At 53.4% G+C, this 18112-nt stretch carries 18 protein-coding genes; 10 read left to right on the forward strand and 8 right to left on the reverse strand.

Annotated elements, in window-relative coordinates:
• Window positions 1-82 precede the first annotated feature (82 nt).
• On the forward strand, window positions 83-907 hold the full coding sequence (locus AC07WB_RS19780) for a helix-turn-helix transcriptional regulator (protein WP_494941099.1): 825 nt from the start codon (window positions 83-85) through the stop codon (window positions 905-907).
• On the opposite strand, the gene AC07WB_RS19785 is transcribed toward AC07WB_RS19780, so the two are convergent.
• Entirely contained in the window at window positions 849-1280 is a 432-nt protein-coding gene (locus AC07WB_RS19785) for a winged helix-turn-helix transcriptional regulator (protein WP_097098246.1), read from the reverse strand. The two genes, AC07WB_RS19780 and AC07WB_RS19785, sit on opposite strands and share 59 nt — an antisense overlap.
• Before the next feature lie 111 nt (window positions 1281-1391).
• Here AC07WB_RS19785 and AC07WB_RS19790 point away from each other — a divergent pair, with 111 nt between their 5' ends.
• Window positions 1392-2441 carry an NAD(P)-dependent alcohol dehydrogenase gene (locus AC07WB_RS19790; protein ID WP_494941100.1) on the forward strand — a complete coding sequence of 350 codons (1050 nt, stop codon included), beginning with the start codon at window positions 1392-1394 and terminating at the stop codon, window positions 2439-2441.
• A 207-nt stretch (window positions 2442-2648) separates the two neighbouring features.
• Here AC07WB_RS19790 and AC07WB_RS19795 read toward each other — a convergent pair whose 3' ends face one another.
• The gene (locus AC07WB_RS19795; RefSeq protein WP_345830272.1) at window positions 2649-2792 is read right to left on the reverse strand and encodes a hypothetical protein; all 144 of its coding nucleotides are present in this window, start codon (window positions 2790-2792) and stop codon (window positions 2649-2651) included.
• On the opposite strand from AC07WB_RS19795, the gene AC07WB_RS19800 reads away from it, so the two are divergent.
• The 4 genes from AC07WB_RS19800 to AC07WB_RS19815 all read left to right on the forward strand — a co-directional run bounded on the left by AC07WB_RS19800 (window position 2748) and on the right by AC07WB_RS19815 (window position 7011).
• Window positions 2748-3191 (forward strand): LysR substrate-binding domain-containing protein, encoded by a 444-nt coding sequence (locus AC07WB_RS19800; protein WP_494941101.1) that lies wholly within the window; start codon window positions 2748-2750, stop codon window positions 3189-3191. The two genes, AC07WB_RS19795 and AC07WB_RS19800, sit on opposite strands and share 45 nt — an antisense overlap.
• Window positions 3192-3330: 139 nt before the next feature.
• A complete protein-coding gene (locus AC07WB_RS19805; RefSeq protein WP_494941102.1) occupies window positions 3331-5166 on the forward strand; it encodes a methyl-accepting chemotaxis protein in 1836 nt (611 codons plus the stop codon).
• A gap of 147 nt (window positions 5167-5313) precedes the next feature.
• Entirely contained in the window at window positions 5314-6390 is a 1077-nt protein-coding gene (locus AC07WB_RS19810) for a diguanylate cyclase (RefSeq protein ID WP_345830267.1), read from the forward strand.
• Window positions 6391-6543: 153 nt separating this feature from the next.
• Window positions 6544-7011, forward strand: coding sequence for a GNAT family N-acetyltransferase (locus AC07WB_RS19815; protein ID WP_494941103.1), 468 nt, complete (start codon window positions 6544-6546; stop codon window positions 7009-7011).
• A gap of 124 nt (window positions 7012-7135) precedes the next feature.
• Here the strand turns inward: AC07WB_RS19815 and AC07WB_RS19820 are convergent, their stop codons facing one another.
• Window positions 7136-8143, reverse strand: coding sequence for a zinc-dependent alcohol dehydrogenase family protein (locus AC07WB_RS19820; RefSeq protein WP_097098252.1), 1008 nt, complete (start codon window positions 8141-8143; stop codon window positions 7136-7138).
• Between the two features lie 95 nt (window positions 8144-8238).
• Here AC07WB_RS19820 and AC07WB_RS19825 point away from each other — a divergent pair, with 95 nt between their 5' ends.
• Entirely contained in the window at window positions 8239-9141 is a 903-nt protein-coding gene (locus AC07WB_RS19825; protein WP_494941104.1) for a LysR family transcriptional regulator, read from the forward strand.
• A 69-nt stretch (window positions 9142-9210) separates the two neighbouring features.
• Here the strand turns inward: AC07WB_RS19825 and AC07WB_RS19830 are convergent, their stop codons facing one another.
• Complete coding sequence (locus AC07WB_RS19830) at window positions 9211-10062, reverse strand: DMT family transporter (protein WP_494941440.1); 852 nt, start codon at window positions 10060-10062, stop codon at window positions 9211-9213.
• A gap of 153 nt (window positions 10063-10215) precedes the next feature.
• On the opposite strand from AC07WB_RS19830, the gene AC07WB_RS19835 reads away from it, so the two are divergent.
• Window positions 10216-11550 (forward strand): aminotransferase-like domain-containing protein, encoded by a 1335-nt coding sequence (locus AC07WB_RS19835; RefSeq protein WP_494941105.1) that lies wholly within the window; start codon window positions 10216-10218, stop codon window positions 11548-11550.
• Window positions 11551-11601: 51 nt separating this feature from the next.
• On the opposite strand, the gene AC07WB_RS19840 is transcribed toward AC07WB_RS19835, so the two are convergent.
• Window positions 11602-12789: an MFS transporter gene (locus tag AC07WB_RS19840; RefSeq protein ID WP_494941106.1), complete on the reverse strand. Its 1188-nt coding sequence runs from the start codon at window positions 12787-12789 to the stop codon at window positions 11602-11604.
• A 226-nt stretch (window positions 12790-13015) separates the two neighbouring features.
• On the opposite strand from AC07WB_RS19840, the gene AC07WB_RS19845 reads away from it, so the two are divergent.
• The gene (locus AC07WB_RS19845) at window positions 13016-13897 is read left to right on the forward strand and encodes a LysR family transcriptional regulator (RefSeq protein ID WP_494941107.1); all 882 of its coding nucleotides are present in this window, start codon (window positions 13016-13018) and stop codon (window positions 13895-13897) included.
• A 118-nt stretch (window positions 13898-14015) separates the two neighbouring features.
• Here AC07WB_RS19845 and cspE read toward each other — a convergent pair whose 3' ends face one another.
• Window positions 14016-14228, reverse strand: coding sequence for a transcription antiterminator/RNA stability regulator CspE (gene cspE, locus AC07WB_RS19850; protein ID WP_007885867.1), 213 nt, complete (start codon window positions 14226-14228; stop codon window positions 14016-14018).
• A 421-nt stretch (window positions 14229-14649) separates the two neighbouring features.
• Window positions 14650-15402, reverse strand: coding sequence for an SDR family oxidoreductase (locus AC07WB_RS19855; RefSeq protein WP_400457266.1), 753 nt, complete (start codon window positions 15400-15402; stop codon window positions 14650-14652).
• A gap of 688 nt (window positions 15403-16090) precedes the next feature.
• Here AC07WB_RS19855 and AC07WB_RS19860 point away from each other — a divergent pair.
• A complete protein-coding gene (locus AC07WB_RS19860; RefSeq protein ID WP_494941108.1) occupies window positions 16091-16690 on the forward strand; it encodes a TetR/AcrR family transcriptional regulator in 600 nt (199 codons plus the stop codon).
• 28 nt (window positions 16691-16718) lie between these two features.
• Here AC07WB_RS19860 and AC07WB_RS19865 read toward each other — a convergent pair whose 3' ends face one another.
• Window positions 16719-18101, reverse strand: coding sequence for an MFS transporter (locus AC07WB_RS19865; protein WP_494941109.1), 1383 nt, complete (start codon window positions 18099-18101; stop codon window positions 16719-16721).
• Between the last annotated feature and the right edge of the window lie 11 nt (window positions 18102-18112).

Genomic DNA, 18112 nt, shown 5'->3' on the forward strand with positions numbered 1-18112 from the left:
AGTTGAAGCACTATGATAAAACCCTACGCCACGACGAACAGCCGTGAGCTTATACAGGTATAAGGACTAACAGGATAACGCCATGACCATGCAAGATGACAACGTGCTCGGTAACTATTTGCGCGAACGCCGCCAGCGGCTGGATGCCGCCAAATTGGGTTACCCGCTGCTACGGCGTCGCACGCCGGGCTTGCGTCGCGAAGAGGTGGCCGTGCGCGCCTGCGTCAGCACGACCTGGTACACATGGCTGGAGCAGGGCAGAGGCGGTGCGCCATCGGAAGAGGTGCTTGAACGCTTAGCCAAAGCGTTAGAGTTGAGCGCCGCCGAGCGCGACCATCTGTTTTTGCTGGCGCAAAATCGCTTGCCGGGAGTGACATGGCAAGCGGGCGTGGACGTTTCACCGTCGCTGCAGCGTGTGCTTGATAGCATGGACAATACGCCCGCGCTGATTAAAACCGCCGAGTGGCAAGTCGTTGCGTGGAATCGTGCCGCGACCAAAGTGTTTGTTGATTACGCCGAACTGCCGCCGGAACAGCGCAATATTTTGCTGATGATGTTCCGTAATGAAGAGATGAAAAAGCGCCTGCCGGATTGGCATCGGGTGACGCGCGGCATGGTGGCAAACTTCCGTGCGGACGTGGCACGAACAGGGGCGACTGAGCACGTGCGTGCGCTGGTGGAGGAACTCAGCGAGATGAGTGAAACCTTCCGCCAGCTGTGGCTGTCGCAAGAGGTCAGCCAGCATGGCGAAGGCCTAAAACAGCTGTGGTTGCCCGATGAAGGCGTGCTGGAGCTGGAATACAGTACTTTCGCGGTAGAAGGTAAACCGGGTTTAAGTCTGGTGGTGTTCAATCCGCGTCAGCAGCACGATCGCGATTGTGTGGCACGTCTGATGGCGCGTCCGTAGCCGTGCGATAACTCGCTTCCATTTCATCCAGCGCTGCCTGATTTTCCAGTCCCCACTGATACATCTGCTCAATCGGCGCGGCAAAGGTCTTGCCCAGCGGCGTGAGCCGGTAATCGACTTTCGGCGGAATGACATCATAAACGTGGCGGGCGATCAGTCCGCGCTGCTCAAGTTCTTTCAGCGTTTGAAAAAGCATCTTTTTCGAAATGCCCTGCAGGCTGCGCTGCAACTCGCCAGTTCGTGCGCGATGATTCGGCCAGTGGTACAACGCATGCAGCACCATGCTGCTCCATTTCACTGAAAACAGATCCATTAAACGTCGCGGCGGGGAATCCGCGTAAAAGAACAGTTTTCCGTCAACAATCGCGGGCATTGCTTGCGCCTCTCTTAAGGTTACCAAACGGTAACTACTATCAATTCTGCACCATGTTCACTATAGTCTGCCGCCTTCAGTTAGCCAAAGCCAGCCCAATTCGGAGGCACGATGAAAATCAATGCATTAGTTGCGCACGACGCGGCAAAACCGCTCTCTTCCAGCGCGATTACGCTGCGCCCTTTGCAGCAGCAGGACGTAAAAATTGAGATCCTTTATTGCGGCGTATGCCACTCAGATTTACATATGGCACGCAATGAGTGGGCGGTGAGCCGCTATCCGCTGGTGCCCGGCCATGAAATCGTGGGTCGCGTAGTGGAAACGGGCGCAGACGTCATGAATTTCAAACCGGGTGATGTGGTGGGAGTGGGCGTGATGGTGGATTCCTGTCGCCAATGCCATTTCTGCCAGCAAAAAGAGGAGCAGTATTGCGAATCCGGTTTTGCTGCCACTTATAACGGCATCGATAAATACACCGGCGACAGTACCTGGGGCGGCTATGCGCAAAATGTTGTGGTCGATCAGCATTTTGTCGTCTCTGTTCCGCAGGCATTACCGTTAGCGGGTGTGGCTCCGCTGCTGTGCGCGGGAGTAACCGTGTGGTCACCGCTGCGTCATTTTGGCGTGAAAGCCGGTGATAAAGTGGGTGTAGTGGGTTTGGGCGGCCTGGGACATATGGCGGTTAAACTGGCGAGTGCGATGGGCGCGGAAGTTACGCTGTTCACTACCTCTCCGGCTAAAGGGGAAGATGCGCTGCGGTTGGGTGCGAAGCGCGTGGTCGTTTCACGTGATGCGCAGCAAATGGCTTCTGCTCAGACCTCGCTGGACTTTATCGTAGACTGCGTGTCAGCGCCGCACGATCTTGATCCCTATCTGGCCACGCTAAAAACCAACGGCCGTTTGGTGCTGGTGGGAATTCCAGAACAGCCGCATCAGTCACCAAACGTAACGCCGCTAGTGAATCGCCGCCTGAGCATCAGCGGATCGTCGATTGGCAGTATTCAGGAAACGCAGGAGATGTTGGATTTCTGCGGTGAACATAACATCACCGCAGATATCGAATTGATTGCGGGTGAAGAGATTGAAACGGCATTTGCAAGAATGTTGAAAGGTGATGTGAAATACCGTTTCGTCATCGACATGCAAGCCACGCATTGGTAAAAACGTTCGCCGTTAGGCGAGATGCTGCGGGCGATTTCAGGCTGAAATCGCCCGCGATTACGCGCTGCAACCGACTGATGCTATTGAATATCAACAGAATAATAACAATAATTTTCGCCAAAACGATTTATTAGCGTTTCTAGTTACAACATACTGTAGTTATCGTTGTCTCGGCGCGAAGCCTTGTCTGCATAACCTTATTTTCGGTTAGGCAGGCGGAAAGTGGCCCAGCTGCTGGAACATCGTCATCCAGTCTTCCATATGCCACGTAGTGGTCACACGTTCACCGTCTAGCAGGTGAAATTCATGCAGTCGCACGCTAATACGACGGCCAGTAGCCGCAATACCCATGAACTCACCCTGATGGGGCTCGATCACCCGGCCGCTCGCGAGGGGATGGATTTAGTGCAGTTTCTCAGCATGAAGCACATTCTGGTCTCGCCCGAGGGCAATCATTACGGTTTGGTGGATGCACAGCTGCGCGAGCAAGGATTGGCGCGCGACATTGGCCTGACATTACCGAATATGTTTGCCGTTCCCGCACTGTTGCCAGGATCTGCTTATGTCGCCACGGTGCTGAGTCGCGTGATGACGCTAGCCGGAAACCCGCAACAGATCCGCATGTTCACTCCACCGCTGGCGATGCCGACCATGCAATTTCATTTGTTATGGCATCGCCGCACGCAAGAGATTGCAGCCCATCAGTGGCTTCGTGGCGTAATCGAAAAGGTTGCTGAGGGCCTCCGCTGATACAAACATGCTGGCGTACTTGCCGTAACGCGTCACATTCTGCAATCACTTTTTGCTCAATCCGCAATAAACATTTCCTCGCGTGCTCCGATAACTGCTTAAGAACTTTATAAAAACAATATACGCAGAAGTAGGGAACATGGGGCTGGTATCCCGATTACGTAACGTGCGCATTACCCGCAAATTGTCGGCAGGATTTGGCATCGTGCTGCTGTTAGTGGCGCTGGCGACCGGCTTGAGCGTGCAGCGCTTTAACGCCATTCATGACATCTATCAGAAAACGAACCTGATTTATGACATCAACATCGACGTGTTCCAGGCCAAAATTAACCGCCTCAAATATCTTTATGGCGATGACAAATCCGGTCAGGTGATGACGGACTACGTTAGCCACGCGCAGCAGCTCACCCGCGAAGCCAAACAGCTTTCATGGACGGAAGGGGCGCGGGAACGGGTTGATGAACTCGCCACGCATCTCGCCAGCTTTCAAAACAGCATCGGCGCAATGACGCAGGCCACGCAGCAGCTCAATAGCCTGCGTTCCCAGCTTGATGCACTGAGCCAGCAGGATATGACCTCTCGTTACACCCAACTCATCCGCACCCCCGTCATCAATCCCGAACTGACGCAGCAGATCTACGAGCAACTGTTTGCTATCAGCAACGTACGTGAAGAAGCCTGGGCATTACGATTTAACGTGAGCGCGACGCTACGTGAAACGCTGGAGAACCATGTTCAGCAGGCCGATCGGGGCATGAAGGCGTTACTTTCCCAGTTACCGCCGGAACAGCAGGGCGAATTTAACGCCCTGTGGCAGGACACCGAAAAATTCAAAAACCTCAGCCTGCAAGCGGCGGATGCGTATGGTCAGCTGCGCGCTGCGGAAGATACAGTCAAAGTGGCGGGTGATAAAAGCAGCGCGGCAATCCAACAGATCATCAGCATCGTTAAAGCGCGCAACGATGAGCTCGCCAACGATTCTGCGACGATGTCGTTGCTGATGGGCGGTTTAGCGATCCTGTTTGGCGTGCTGGTGGCGTGGTATATCATCCGCCAAATCACCCGGCCGGTGTTCCACAACCTGCAGCTGGCGGAGCGTATCGCCAGCGGCGATCTTAGTTCGCATTTCGCAACCGATAGGAAAGATGAGCTGGGTAAATTGACGTCGGCGATGGGACGCATGAACGAGCGATTGCGCAGCATGATTGGCGATGTGTTGAGCAGCGTCAGCAGCGTGTCGCAGGCAGCCAGTGCCATCAATCAAGGCAACCTCGATTTATCCTCGCGCACCGAACAACAAGCTGCGGCAGTGGTGCAAACCGCTGCCAGCATGGAGCAACTGACCGCCACGGTGAAGAACAACGCCGCCAATGCGCGTCAGGCCAGCCAGATTGCCGCGGAAGCCTCACAAAACGCCAGTAAAGGCGGCATTGCGGTACGCGATGTGGTGAACACCATGGGTGAAATTTCTGATAGCTCGAAAAAGATTGCTGATATTACTTCAGTCATTAATAGCATCGCTTTCCAGACCAATATTCTGGCACTGAATGCCGCGGTAGAAGCTGCCCGCGCTGGTGAGCAGGGACGCGGTTTTGCAGTGGTTGCCAGTGAAGTGCGCAATCTGGCGCAGCGTAGCGCCGGCGCGGCAAAGGATATTGAGCAACTGATCAGTGAGTCGGTGGGACGTATTAGCAATGGCCACCAGCAGGTAGCACGCGCGGGTGAAACCATGGATAAGATCCTCGGCAGCATTGCGCGCGTTAATGAGATCATGGAAGAGATCTCAGCCGCATCGGATGAGCAGAGTCGCGGCATTGAGCAGATCGCGCGCGCGGTTGGCGAACTGGATACCACCACGCAGCAGAATGCTACGCTGGTCAGCGCCTCTTCTCATTCGGCCAACTCGCTGGAAGAGCAGGCGATGATGCTGGAACGGTTGGTCGCACAGTTCCGGCTGCAAGGGGTAGGGCAGTAAAACCCTTAAGGTGGAGATCGATGCAGTTCGATTTCCACCGTTTTACTTGAGCGGTGAAGTGCAAGGTGAATATTCTTAAAATAAAGCGATCCGCTGATAACTTTTCCCGTTAAACTGCTGATCTTGTCGACCTGATACTTCACGTGCATGAGCTACTACTCACCAGACGATAACCACCTTAAGCGGCGCTCTCAACGCTTCGTCCGCCGCATGTTCATCATGCGCCAGCTCGGCACGATTTTATGTTTTTTCCCAATTCTCTCGGTCCTGATGGAGATGCAACGCGATCTGGCGTTTAGCGCGCTGTTATTTGTGAATGCTTTCCTCTGGCCATGGCTGGCTTATCGTCGGGCGTTGGCGGCTGAAGATTCCACCACCACAGAGCGCCATAATTTAACGCTCGATGCCGCATTCGGCGGTATCTGGGTTGCGCTCATGGCGCTGAGCCCGCTGCCTTCATTTATCATCATGGCGGTGTTGGCATCGGATCGTTATGCCGCAGGGGGACCAGCCCAGCTGATTGCGGCGATGCAGGCCTTTCTCTGTGCGTTTGTCATGGTGTGGCTGGTAGATGGCGCGGGGGTAAATCTGACGTTTAGCATGCAAACCGTCTGGTTGACGTTACCCCTGGCAACGAGCTATATGCTGGTGCTCAGCGTGGCGTCGTACAATCTCACCTGGCAGCTGCGCCAGCGTAATCGCGAGCTGGAGCGTATTGCGCTGATGGATCCCGGCCTGGAGATCCCAAATCGGCGTCTGTTCGAGCGTCGCCTCGAAAGCGAATTCCTCAGCACGCGCCGTGGCGACAGCGCCGCCTATTTGCTGCTGATGGATCTCGATTACTTTAAATCGGTCAACGATACGTGGGGCCACGAAGCCGGAGATTTCCTGCTGGCGGAGATCTCCGCACTGCTGCGCAATCAAGTGGGTTTGCTGGATATTCCGGCACGCTTTGGCGGCGATGAATTGGGCGTGATTGTGCATCACGCCACTGACGAATCGATCGTATTACTGGCAGAACGGCTTAAAGAGAAAATCGCCCAGGTGCGTTTACCGGCGTCGGCGGAGTTTCGCTGTTCGGTGAGTATTGGCATCGCCTCGGCGGCTAATGCTGAGACGATGCGCCACTGGCTCAGTCACGCCGATGAAGCGTTGTATGAGGTGAAGCGTGCCGGACGCAACGGCGTGCGTTTATGGCAACCCTCGCTGGCCGGCGCGGCCTGAATCCCGCATGCGTACAACGCGCACGCTACAGCATTACTCTGTATTACCGTAAGAACGCCATTTTTGGCGTAATGCTGCCATCGCATAGAGGTGGCCCATTTTCCATCAAATGATAAGGTTAGGTTTCCATGAACCTTATAAGCAGGAACGAACGTGAGTATTTCAGAGAAATATGAATGGCATAAGGATAACTACCTGGTAAGTACAGACAGGGAAAAACTTGACGTGCAGGCTATCCATCGCTATCTGACGAGATCCTCGTGGGCTAAAGGCATTAATCTGGCTGTTGTCAGCGCATCAATTGAAAATAGCCTTAACTTTGGTGTTTATCATGATGGAGCCCAGATAGGTTTCGCTCGTTTGATAACCGATTATGCTACATTCGCTTACCTTTGCGATGTCTACGTTCTTGAAGAATATCAGGGTGAGGGGCTTGGAAAATGGGTGATGGAATGCATACATCATCATCCAGTATTTGAGCAACTACGCCGGATCATGCTGTTCACAACAACAGCGCCCTGGCTCTATGAAAAGTTTGGCTACGAGCCTGTTAACCGGGAAAACTATGCATGGACTATCACCCGGCCAGATATTTATGCCAATGAAAATAAGCGTGATTGACTTACACTGATATTCCGTTCACCGCTGGCTTACTCACTCCTGAATAGGCAGCGTCCGCCCTGGTATTAGGGCGGCCACTATTATGCCGCCCTATGTGGAATCCGGCCGGCCACAGCGCTTTGCATCATACATGCAAATCAATCACCACCTTCCCGACATGTGCGGCAGATTGCAGATAACGATAAGCTTCCTGCGCTTCAGCAAAAGCAAAAACACGATCGATTACAGGTTTAATCGCACTGGTTTCAATCGCCCTGACCGCAGCGCGTAGATCCGCCGTCGAACCGGTATTATTGCCCACGATATTCAACATTTTCTGCATAATCGGCAGCACCGGCACCTTTAGCTCTGCCCCGCCCACAAATCCAATCACAAAAATCGTTGCGTTGAAGGCTGCGGCATCGATCGATTTTGCGAATGTTGCAGCACCAACCGATTCCAGTACCAGGTCTGCGCCATGACCGTTCGTCAGCTTGCGTACCTCAAGTTCCCATTCGGGCTTTTCGTGATAGTTAATGCCTTCATCGGCGCCCAGCGCTTTAACCCTGGCCAGTTTTTCGTTGGAGGAGGAAAGAATAATCACCCGTGCGCCCGCGGCTTTGGCGTATTGCAGCGCAAACAGACTCACGCCACCCGTGCCGAGCAGCAAAACAGTGCTGCCAGGCTGAACTTTGCCACGTACGATGGCGTTCCATGCCGTAGTGGCGGCGATAGGTAACGTTGCGGCCTGCTGCCAGCTGAGTGAATCAGGTATACGCACCAGCGAATCAGCGGGCACCACAGCGAAGTCCGCCAGCCCACCATTGATCGTAACACCGCGCAAGGCGTGAAGATGCTGAGGGTGAATCGCGCCAGCATGCCAGCTGTACATCATGCCGGGCACCACTCGTTCGCCGATGTGCCAGTCACTCACCCCTGCGCCTAACTCAACAATCTCTCCCGCGCTGTCTGCACCCGGAATAATGGGCTGCGCGAGGGTACCAAACTGACCGGTAGCCAAGGCTAAATCAAGGTAGTTAAGACTCACCGCATGTTGACGAATCACCACCTCACCATAGGCCGGTTGTGGGCGTGGCAGTTCACAGAATTTAAGATTGTTAATGGTGGGGGCCGTTAGCTGAATGGCTTGCATAGCGTTCTCCTGTTAAATAAGTGCAACCAGTGTGGGGTATAAACAGGCGCTATAATTAATGCCAAAACCAAATAACTGTTGCACAGGGAGCAATAATGCAGGATGACGATTTCCGTCAGCGCGAAGCTTTTTTAGCGGTGGTACGTGCCGGGAGTTTTAGTGCAGGGGCACGCGCGTTGGGACGTGATGTTTCGGTTATTTCCCGCCGTATCGCTGCGTTAGAGAAACGTCTCGGTATTCGTCTCATCGAACGTACCACGCGTCGCATCCGACCCACAGAAGAAGGCCAGCGCTATCGGCATAAAATAGAGTTAGCCGATGAAATGCTGCGTGAAGCGGAAGAAGAAGCGCGTGCGTTGGCAGCCCGCCCGGCGGGTACTATTCGTCTAACGGTACCCGCATCCTTTGGGCGAAGCTGGGTCGTGCATGCGCTACCGGGCTTTTTACAGGCTTATCCTGATATCCGCATTGTGCTTAATTGCAGCGACCGCTATGTCGATCTACTGGGGGACAATTTTGATATGGCGATCCGTATTGGTGTCCTTACGGATAGCAGGCTGGTTGCGCGCAAGTTGGCGGACACCCGACGCATACTGTGCGTTGCGCCAGCGTATCTGCAGCAACATCCCGTGTTAACGCACCCGCAGGATCTTCGTCAGCACGATTGTCTGGGATTCACGCCGATGCACAGTTGGCCAGAATGGCGACTGGAAAAAGAGGGCCAACAGATCGCAGTCCCGGTGCAAACACGTTATGAGAGTGATGAGATGGATGCGCTGATCCTGGCCGCTCAGGCGGGTATGGGCGTGTTGCTGGCGGCCAACTGGCTGGTACAAAAAGAGTTGGCCGAGGGATCGTTAGTGCCGGTAATGTCGGACTGGCAGGCGATTGGGGAAGATGGCGTCTGGTTGATGAAGCCTTCCAGCCAGTTACAGTCAGCGAAGATTGGTGCATTAACTGAGTGGCTGGTCGCGTGGTTTGCTGTCCCACGCTGGTGAAGAGGGCGGGCACGCATCAGGGCTGCATTTTCAGGGCAATGCAGCCCTGATGCACGAACGGCTTAACACCTAACGTGCGAACTTGCGCGATCCTACCACGCAAAGAATGACTCCCAGCGTGATAGCAATCATCAAAGGGCTGACGGCCTCATTCAGTAACGAAGCAGACAAGCCAAGGCCAAAAAAGGGTTGTAATAGCTGAAGCTGGCCGACTGCAGCGATGCCACCGCTAGCGAGGCCTTTGTACCAGAAGATAAACCCAATCAGCATGCTGAAGAGGGAAACATAGCCAAGCGCTAGCCAGGCAGAAGTACTAATTTGGCTAACGGATTCAGGCAAAGTGACAAACGACGCCGCCAGCGTTAAAGGGAGCGACACGATCAGTGACCAACTGATGACCTGCCAGCCGCCTAGCTGGCGTGAAAGTTTGGCTCCTTCTGCGTAGCCCAAACCACAGACCACCACGGCTGCAAGCATCAGCACATCGCCGGTTAAAGAGACGGCGACGTTCTGAGAAAGCGCGAAACCAACCACCAGCAGACTACCTATGATGGAAAAAATCCAGAAAGCGAGCCGTGGCCGCTCGCCTCCACGAATCACACCAAACAGGGCGGTGGCAAGCGGCAGCAGGCCTAAAAACACAATCGAGTGGGCCGAGGTAACATGCTGCAAAGCCATTGCGGTCAAGAGCGGAAAACCAACCACCACGCCGAGTGATACCACGATTAACGAGACGATGTGGCGAAGAGAAGGGCGCTTTTCTCTGAAGCCGCAGATAAGCATCAGCGCCAGCGCTCCCGCGATTGACGCGCGGCTGAAGGTCAAAAAAAAAGGGTCGATATCCTGAACGGCAATGCGCGTTGCCGGAAGTGAGCCGCTGAAAATAATCACGCCCAGTAGCCCGTTCAGCCAGCCAGACATCGCAGCTTTATCATGTTTATGCACCACCGTATTAGCCACGCTAAACCTCTTTTCAATGGATGGATGAAGACGACGCTTCTCTACACGCGTTGACGCTACGAATGGTAAACGCCACAATCCATAACAATCAAAATATTGTCATGGATACATTGGATGAAAGCGCGCTATAAGGAAATTGTTGATGAATACGCGGCGGCCATTCGCCTGGGTGAGCTGACTGCCGGTACACGCTTGCCTACGCACCGGGTCTTAGCTGCGACCCGCCGCATTTCACTGGCCACCGCCACACGCGTTTATGCCGAACTTGAGAAAATGGGGCTGGTTAGCGGCGAAGCCGGACGGGGTACCTTTGTACGGGAGATTTCCCTGCCAGCGGGCCTTGGCATGGATCAACAAGTCGTCGCCACCGACGTGGTGGATCTCAATTTCAACTATCCCTCATTACCTCACCAGGCCGAACTGCTGCGCGATGCGCTACGCAATCTCACAACCTCAGGTGATTTGGAATCGCTGCTGCGCTATCAGCCTCATGCAGGCAGACAGAACGATCGTGAGGCAATTGCAAGCTGGCTTACCGGTTTTGGCCTCAAGCCTGCTGCTGAAAACATTCTCATCGTGAACGGCGCACAGCATGGCTTGACTGTTGCCGCGATGGGGATGCTCCGTCCGGGGGATGTCGTGGCCGTTGATGCGCTGACCTATTCGGGGTTCAAAGCTCTGGCCACGCTGTATCAGCTGGAGCTGGCTCCCGTGCCCGTCACCTCAACCGGACCCGATCTCAATGCACTGAGACAGCTTTGCAAACGGCGCCGTATCAAGGCCATTTACACGATGCCGACTCTGCATAATCCGCTTGGCTGGGTGCTCGACCATGCGCAGCGGCGCGAGATCACCGGCATCGCTCGCGAACATGATTTAGTGATCATTGAGGACGCTGCCTACGCTTACCTGGCGGAGCGTTCTCCGCCGCCGTTTGCCTTGCTCGCTCCCGAAAGAACCCTTTATGTGACGGGCTTTGCTAAAAATATTGCTGCCGGGCTGCGGGTGGGTGCGGTGGTATGTCCGCCAGCATTTCGCCCAGCGATCGAGCGAGCTATTCGCGCCACCGTGTGGAACACGCCATCGCTGATGACGACGCTGGTGGCCGGTTGGCTGCAGGATGGGACTATCAGGCGGCTGGAATCATTAAAACGGAAAGATGCTCGCCAGCGGCAAGCTCTGGCGCGGGAAAGGTTGGGATCGCTCGATTACGTTAGCCATGAGAATTCTTATTTTATCTGGCTACCGCTGGCAGAAGAGATCCGCGCGGAACAGGTGGTGCGCCAGCTGTTGAACCAGCATATTTCTGTTTCAACAGCCGAGCCGTTCAGTACTGCCCCAAACGTTCCGCACGCAATACGTCTCGCTCTGGGGTCAGTGAGCCTGGATAAGCTGAAAGTGGCGCTGGATAAAGTGGGCGACGTTATTCAATATCAGCGATATATTTGACTCGCACACCCGACAAAGCGGTTTGCCCATCATCATTGATAACGCATCTTTCTAAGCCTCAGGTTTTTTCAGCCTTAAGACCAGAACCATGCTGCCGATGATGACAACGGCGGCCAGTAATACCATGCCCTGAAGACCGGCTTCAGCTATCACCCGGCCTCCGGCTAGTGCACCGGTTCCGATCGCAGCGTTGAAAATGGCCACGTATATAGCTGACGCCGGTTGTGCCGCCTCTCCAGCGCTACGAAGCAACCACGTCTGCAACCCCACAAACACAATGGAGATCCCTGCGCCCCACACTCCGAGCAGCAGCGCGGTGCACCAGAAAGGAAGAGGAGCCGCGCTTCCCAGGCCAAGCAGGCCGAGTGCGCCAGCACTCATGAGAAGTGCAATGAAAATTAGCCCTTTGATATGACGATCAATCAGCTTACCGGCAATAACGTTTCCCACCAGACCGGCAAGCCCTAACGTCAGCAGCAGGCCAGAAATGGAGGCCGCCGGTACCGCCTGAGCCTGCGTCAGCAGGGGTTCAAGGTAGGTGAACGCCGCAAAGTGCGCCGAAATAATGCAGGCGGTTGCAACGTAAAGGCTGAGGAGCAGCGGGTTTTTGATGATCCCGCAATAAACCTGCAGCTTTAGGGGTTGCGATGCCGCCAGCGTCGGAAGCGTCCAGAACAAAGCACAGGCCGTGGCAAGTGCCAGCAGAGAAATGGCCATAAATGCATTACGCCATCCGGCGATATCCGCAATAAAACTGGACAGCGGAACACCCAGAACGCTGGCAGCCGAAACGCCGCCAAAGATAATTGAGGTGGCAAGCCCCAACTTTTCGATGGGGACCAACTGTACTGCCACGGTGCCGATGAGTGCCCAGAAAGCCCCGTGTGCCAGTGCGCCTGCCATACGCGCACTCATAAACGCGTTTAATGAGTGGGATTGGGTCGCCGCCATACATGAAAGCGCAAGGACCAGCATAAGAACCACAAGCAGCGCTTTGCGGGAAATCCGTGCTGGTATGGTCCCGGACAGTAGCGCGGCCAGTGCGCCAACCCAGGCATAGGCTGTCACAACAAGACCTGTGCCAGATTCAGTCTGCTGCAGATCCTTCGCTAACATGCTGAGCATACCAACAGGTGCCAGCTCGCTGGTTACAATGGAAAAAGCACTGATCCCCAGCGCGATCACAGCTATCCAGGCGCGTGCAGGTGACGGCCGTACGTGTAAAACGGTATCGCTCATGTAATCAATATCCTTCAATAAATCGTGAGAAGTCTGCGAGGGAACGTTTAGGACCGGCTAGATACAGGCACCTACGCCTTTCATCCCTTCTGGCGGATACGTTGAGTGATAACCTCGAATTATGTGTTTGCATGTTTATCTCCTTGTGAAGGTTGCAGTATCATCCCTCTTAAAGTGATAAAACAGAGCCGAAAACGGATAGCCGTTTTCCATAAATGGAAAAAGCATGAAGAGAGATTTCAACTGGGACGACACGCGGATTTTCCTGGCCATTGCTCGAGCGGGAACGTTGAGTGGCGCGGCTGAAGCGTTAGATATGGGCATTGCTACGATTTCCAGAAGGCTGGATCGGCTTGAGCAATCGCTGGCAATACCGCTTTTCAGCAGGCACCAAAGTGGATACCGGCTAACGGACGATGGTGAGGCACTGCTGGAGCGGGCGGAGGCGCTGGAATATGCAGGCCTTACATTCGGCGAGACGGCGAAACTGCAGGGTAATGTGGCGGGGCTGGTTCGGCTGGCAACATCGGACAATCTGGCCACGCATGTTATTTTGCCGTCACTGACAAAGCTTCTAAATCGCTATCCCGACCTGCGGCTGGAGTTACACAGCGGCGTGCAGTCCGTCAACCTGCACCGCAGGGACGCAGATTTAGCCATTCGCATGGTCAAGCCTGATGCCGGGAATCTGACGTTAAAACGGTTGGGAACCGTAGGTTTTGGCGTGTACGGTGCCAAAAAGTATCTTGAAGATCTCGGGAGTTTACCGCTGGACGAGGCCCAATATGTGACCTGGACTGACGCACATCAGCACCTGCCTGCTGCGCGTTGGGTCACACGAAAACTTCGAGGCAGGCCATGCAGATTAGAGGCGAACACGCTGGTTGCGCAGGTTTCAGCAGTGGCTGCGGGGCTGGGATTAGGCGTGTTACCGCACTTTATGGCGAGGGAAAACGGTCTGCATTGCCTGACCGCTGATATCGGTGCGGATCAGGCATTATGGCTGGTGATGCATTCTGACTTAGCTGGCTCACGCAGAGTCAGAGCAATCGCTGATCATTTAATTGCCGTATTCGATGAGCAGAAAGATAAATTGGCGCTGCCATGAGCAAAATAAAGGTAATAAAAAACCCGCGCTGGGCGGGTTTATTTTATTATCACGAGAGCTTAACTGCTCAGACTATTGTCTTCATCGCTATTGTAAGCGTCACTGATAATAACGCCGATTACAGCGGCGTAACGTTTCCAGCAGCTGGACCTTTAGCACCATTTTCAATGGTGAAAGAGACTTGTTGACCTTCATCGAGGGTTTTGTAATTGTCGCTCTGAATCGCAGAGAAATGGACAAATACATCCTTGCTGCCGTCGTTCGGCGTGATAAAGCCAAAACCTTTATCGGAGTTAAACCATTTTACTAAACCAGTCATTTTATTAGACATAGATACTTCCTTAATTGATGAGCCACTAAGAGCGGCGATGATGGCCTGTAGTTAGAGAGTGACTTATTGGGCACTTAGGAGGAGGCTCACGAAGAAGGGTATCTTGAGATAACACCTGAACTGAGGACTGCTTTACTAAAACTGCTTTCATAAGGTCTGTATTCCAAACCGATGGCGCTATTAAGACATAGAGAAATTAATTTAGCAACATTAAGGTATAATTATTTTAACCGCTTAAATGCCCAGATGGCTATATGCCTGTAAATTTCAGCTGATTGCAGGGTAATTGTTGTTTTTTTACTGAAGCTCTTTGAGAAAGGGGCCAGATAAAAGCCCCAAAATAGTAACGTTAATAATTATTGGCGGAAGCACACCTTAAACGTCGAGTGTGATGTTATGGGCGCTGCACTGGAGCTTAATATTACGGGTTCATGGCTCCAAAGATAGCATCGTAGGTGCCATCTCGCTCAGCCCACCGCCGCGCATGATCGCGCTCCAGCAGAAGCTCTCCTCGGGGGATCTCGTCGCGTTCGAGAAGTTGCATCACCTGTGCGATGTAGTCGCCAGTCGGCATGGCGCGAGGATCGGCGGCCTGCTGTACGCCCGTCAGTTCCGTTTGCACATAGGGTGGTGAAAGCTCCAGCACTTCCACAGGAATCTTGCGGAGTTGATGACGTAGAGACGTAAGCCAGGAATGTAGAAAAGCTTTACTCGCACAATAGGTTGGATAACTGGTAAGAGGGAGGAATGCCAGAGCAGAACTGGTTGCCATGATTGTCGCATTTGGATTCTTTTTCAGCACTGGCAGCAGGGCCGACGTCACGCGGACTACGCCCAGGATGTTAGTTTCGATGATCTCCTCAGCGTCCGTTACGTCCCAGCTATCCGCCGTGACGTCCTCTGACCGAGAAATGCCGGCATTTGCAATGAGTACATTAAGATCGGGAAATCTAGCGTGGATGTCTTCAGCGAGGCGGGCCAGTGAAATAGGGTCGCCGAGATCCAGCGGTAAGCCGACGATAGCTGGACGTTTTGCAATAATTTCGTCGAGCAAGTTTTGACGGCGCCCAGTGACAATAACGCGATTTCCGCGGTCATGAAATGCCTCAGCGAGCGCACGGCCTATACCACTTGTGCCGCCAGTAATCAGAATAGTGTTTTCAGTCATCTTCATGGTGGTTACCTTTCCATCAGGGTGCTAAGGGGAAGGCCACGATAATTTTCATGAATTCTGGTGCAGGGGATCTTCGAAAGCCCACATGGCTAATGTAGCCATACTGTGCAGGTTCGGTTCAGGGATCCACCAAAAAGAGAAGAATGAAGGCAATACCGTGGCGCCTGTTCCGAGTTCCCTCTGCTGAGGCCCTCTCGGTATTGGGCGCGTTGGATAACGATAACGCCTGCGGCAAGACCATAAAGATGGCTGCGAAATCAACTGTATCTTTGAGGCCTCACAATTGTCAACCCGTCCGTCTGCCGCACCGCTTTATCGCTTGATTTGCGTATTACCGCAGCACGCCCGCACGAGTGATACCTTAAATTGATAGACCCAAAATATAGTTATTTGTTGTCAATTCAGTTTTATTTTAACCAAACGAAATATCAGCAGAGGCTGTGACAAGATTAATCAATAAGATGAAATATCTCAATCATCCGCATATTTTTATCAAAATTCAGCAGGGCCAGATATAGCCTTTTATTTTTATGGATTAGGATTGCGTATTATTTAGTAATCCCTTTCTGGCAAGCTACTATCAGCGTTCATTCTGCCCGGTTTCAAAACACGGTCGGGTAGGGTAAAATATCCTACTTCAACGTTTTATTGTTCCCAGAAATTTAATTCTTACCCGGAGATTATTCATTTGCAGGATCAGACCCCGCAGAAATCATCCCGACGCCCACGTGCAGACGGCGAGAGAAATCGAATCCGCCTGATTGAGGCCGCTAAGCGTGCCTTTGCTGAAAAAGGGGCGAGCGTTGCTCTTGACCATATTGCTCGAGATGCAAACGTCAGTATTGCCACCCTCTACCGGCATTTTCCGGTTCGTGACGATCTTATCTCCGCCGTATATCAACAGGAAGTCACCATGTTGATGGACGCTGCAGATAGCCTGATAAACGAGCAGGAACCGGTTACAGCTCTGCGAAAATGGCTGATCCTCTTTGTTGAATTTCTTGATACAAAACATGATATAGCCGATGTTATGGACACGCTTATCGGCGGTCCGGAATCCGTTTATAGCAAGACACCCCATCGGCTTGATACGCCGATTACAGCCCTGGTTTCGCGTGGTGTAGAGGCCGGTGTATTTCGCGAAGATATCGAGCCACTTGACCTGCTTCGTGCGTTATCCGGCGTTGCACACGTTAGAGCAGGTATAAACTGGAAACAGCAAGCGTTACGAATGGTGGATCTTTTGCTGAGCGGTTTGCAGCAAAAGATGCAATGGCCCGTAAGTTAAGAGCCAATTGCATCAGTGGGAATCTTATTTACTTGCCAGCAGACCTGCCTTGCTTCAGACCCATCCCAAGGGCAATCACGGCGATTACGGTAAAGATGACATCAGCGGCAAACGCGAAGCGTAAACCACTCAAAACATCCGTTCCCAAAATCATGACAGCTGCCAGTACCGGGATGCCGACCGTCGAGGCGACACGCTGGCTGGTTGTCATCAGACCGGAGGCGAGACCTTTACTGGCTTCCGGGACACCAGAGGTAGCGGTTACCGTTGCTGCCACCACCGCCGTAATATGTCCAAAGAACCCGATAAATAGCGCTGGGATCAGCAACCACATCGAGAGCATATCGGTGCCAAACAGAAGTAATGGTGCCGTAAACACGCCCTGAACCAGAAAAGCGATCAGCAATACCCGGTTCGCGCCATTTTTTGCAATGAACCGGCTGGCGACTAAGCCTGCCACAATGGATGCTATGCCGGGTATGCCAAATACCAGGCCAGAGATGATGGGGCCGAGATGCAGAACCTCCTGGAGGTAAAGCGTAACAAGGTAAATCAGACCCGCTTCCATGCCAAAAATGGCAAGTATTGCCACATTTCCCCAGCGAACCGCAGGCAGCGCGAGCATCTCCATCGCCACCAGAGGCATTGTGGCCCGTCGTTCGATCCGCACAAACAGAACAAGGAGTGCCAGCCCGAGAAGCAAAGCAATCAGTGAACGTTCCGTAAAGCCGAAAACAAGCGCAAACAGGCCCAGCGTGACAGACACAGCGCCCGGAATATCAAGATGAACCTCCCTGCGGGGGCGTGCCGCGGGTACGGCTAATGGCGTAATTAGCAGGATGGCAACCGCAATAGGCACATTAATAAGAAAAGCCCAGCGCCAGCTTAGAATGCCGACCAGCAATCCTCCGACCAGCGCACCGAAGGTGAAGCCACCTGAAAGTAATGCTCCGTTGAGACCAAGCACGTAAGCGCGCTGCCGTTCGTCTGAGAAAGACGTTATAAGTAACGCAAGTCCAGCCGGCCCCGTCATTGCCGTGGCAATACCCTGCAGTGCACGTGCGGTTAGCAGCGACACGGGGCCGGTTGCAATTCCTCCCATCAGCGATGAAGCCGCGAGAAGCGCCAGGCCAAGCATAAACATACGCCGCAGTCCGTGGAGATCGCCCAGTCGTCCAAACAGCAACGAAAGCCCTGCGGCGGGAAGTGCAAACGCCGTTGCAATCCAGGGAAATTCGTTCACGCTGAGCCCGACAGCCTGACCGATTTCGGGTAACGCAACGTTCAGGATTGAGAAATCGGCAGACAACATAAAATTGGCACCGAGAAGTAACACAACGATTAACTTCTGGTGCGCAGTCATTTTCGGGGCATCGAGATCGCGCTGCCTCATTGGTTCAGTGATTTCCATTGTTTTGTTTA

Source organism: Pantoea sp. GW821-FHT03E06 (assembly GCF_059420725.1).

What these genes read in the sequence shown, in the direction of transcription:
- AC07WB_RS19780 (WP_494941099.1), top strand. Translation starts at nt 83, where the DNA reads ATGACCATGCAAGATGACAACGTGCTCGGTAACTATTTGCGCGAACGC.
- AC07WB_RS19785 (WP_097098246.1), bottom strand. Translation starts at nt 1,280, where the DNA reads ATGCCCGCGATTGTTGACGGAAAACTGTTCTTTTACGCGGATTCCCCG.
- AC07WB_RS19790 (WP_494941100.1), top strand. Translation starts at nt 1,392, where the DNA reads ATGAAAATCAATGCATTAGTTGCGCACGACGCGGCAAAACCGCTCTCT.
- AC07WB_RS19800 (WP_494941101.1), top strand. Translation starts at nt 2,748, where the DNA reads ATGCAGTCGCACGCTAATACGACGGCCAGTAGCCGCAATACCCATGAA.
- AC07WB_RS19795 (WP_345830272.1), bottom strand. Translation starts at nt 2,792, where the DNA reads ATGGGTATTGCGGCTACTGGCCGTCGTATTAGCGTGCGACTGCATGAA.
- AC07WB_RS19805 (WP_494941102.1), top strand. Translation starts at nt 3,331, where the DNA reads ATGGGGCTGGTATCCCGATTACGTAACGTGCGCATTACCCGCAAATTG.
- AC07WB_RS19810 (WP_345830267.1), top strand. Translation starts at nt 5,314, where the DNA reads ATGAGCTACTACTCACCAGACGATAACCACCTTAAGCGGCGCTCTCAA.
- AC07WB_RS19820 (WP_097098252.1), bottom strand. Translation starts at nt 8,143, where the DNA reads ATGCAAGCCATTCAGCTAACGGCCCCCACCATTAACAATCTTAAATTC.
- AC07WB_RS19825 (WP_494941104.1), top strand. Translation starts at nt 8,239, where the DNA reads ATGCAGGATGACGATTTCCGTCAGCGCGAAGCTTTTTTAGCGGTGGTA.
- AC07WB_RS19830 (WP_494941440.1), bottom strand. Translation starts at nt 10,062, where the DNA reads ATGTCTGGCTGGCTGAACGGGCTACTGGGCGTGATTATTTTCAGCGGC.
- AC07WB_RS19835 (WP_494941105.1), top strand. Translation starts at nt 10,216, where the DNA reads ATGAAAGCGCGCTATAAGGAAATTGTTGATGAATACGCGGCGGCCATT.
- AC07WB_RS19840 (WP_494941106.1), bottom strand. Translation starts at nt 12,789, where the DNA reads ATGAGCGATACCGTTTTACACGTACGGCCGTCACCTGCACGCGCCTGG.
- AC07WB_RS19845 (WP_494941107.1), top strand. Translation starts at nt 13,016, where the DNA reads ATGAAGAGAGATTTCAACTGGGACGACACGCGGATTTTCCTGGCCATT.
- cspE (WP_007885867.1), bottom strand. Translation starts at nt 14,228, where the DNA reads ATGTCTAATAAAATGACTGGTTTAGTAAAATGGTTTAACTCCGATAAA.
- AC07WB_RS19855 (WP_400457266.1), bottom strand. Translation starts at nt 15,402, where the DNA reads ATGAAGATGACTGAAAACACTATTCTGATTACTGGCGGCACAAGTGGT.
- AC07WB_RS19865 (WP_494941109.1), bottom strand. Translation starts at nt 18,101, where the DNA reads ATGGAAATCACTGAACCAATGAGGCAGCGCGATCTCGATGCCCCGAAA.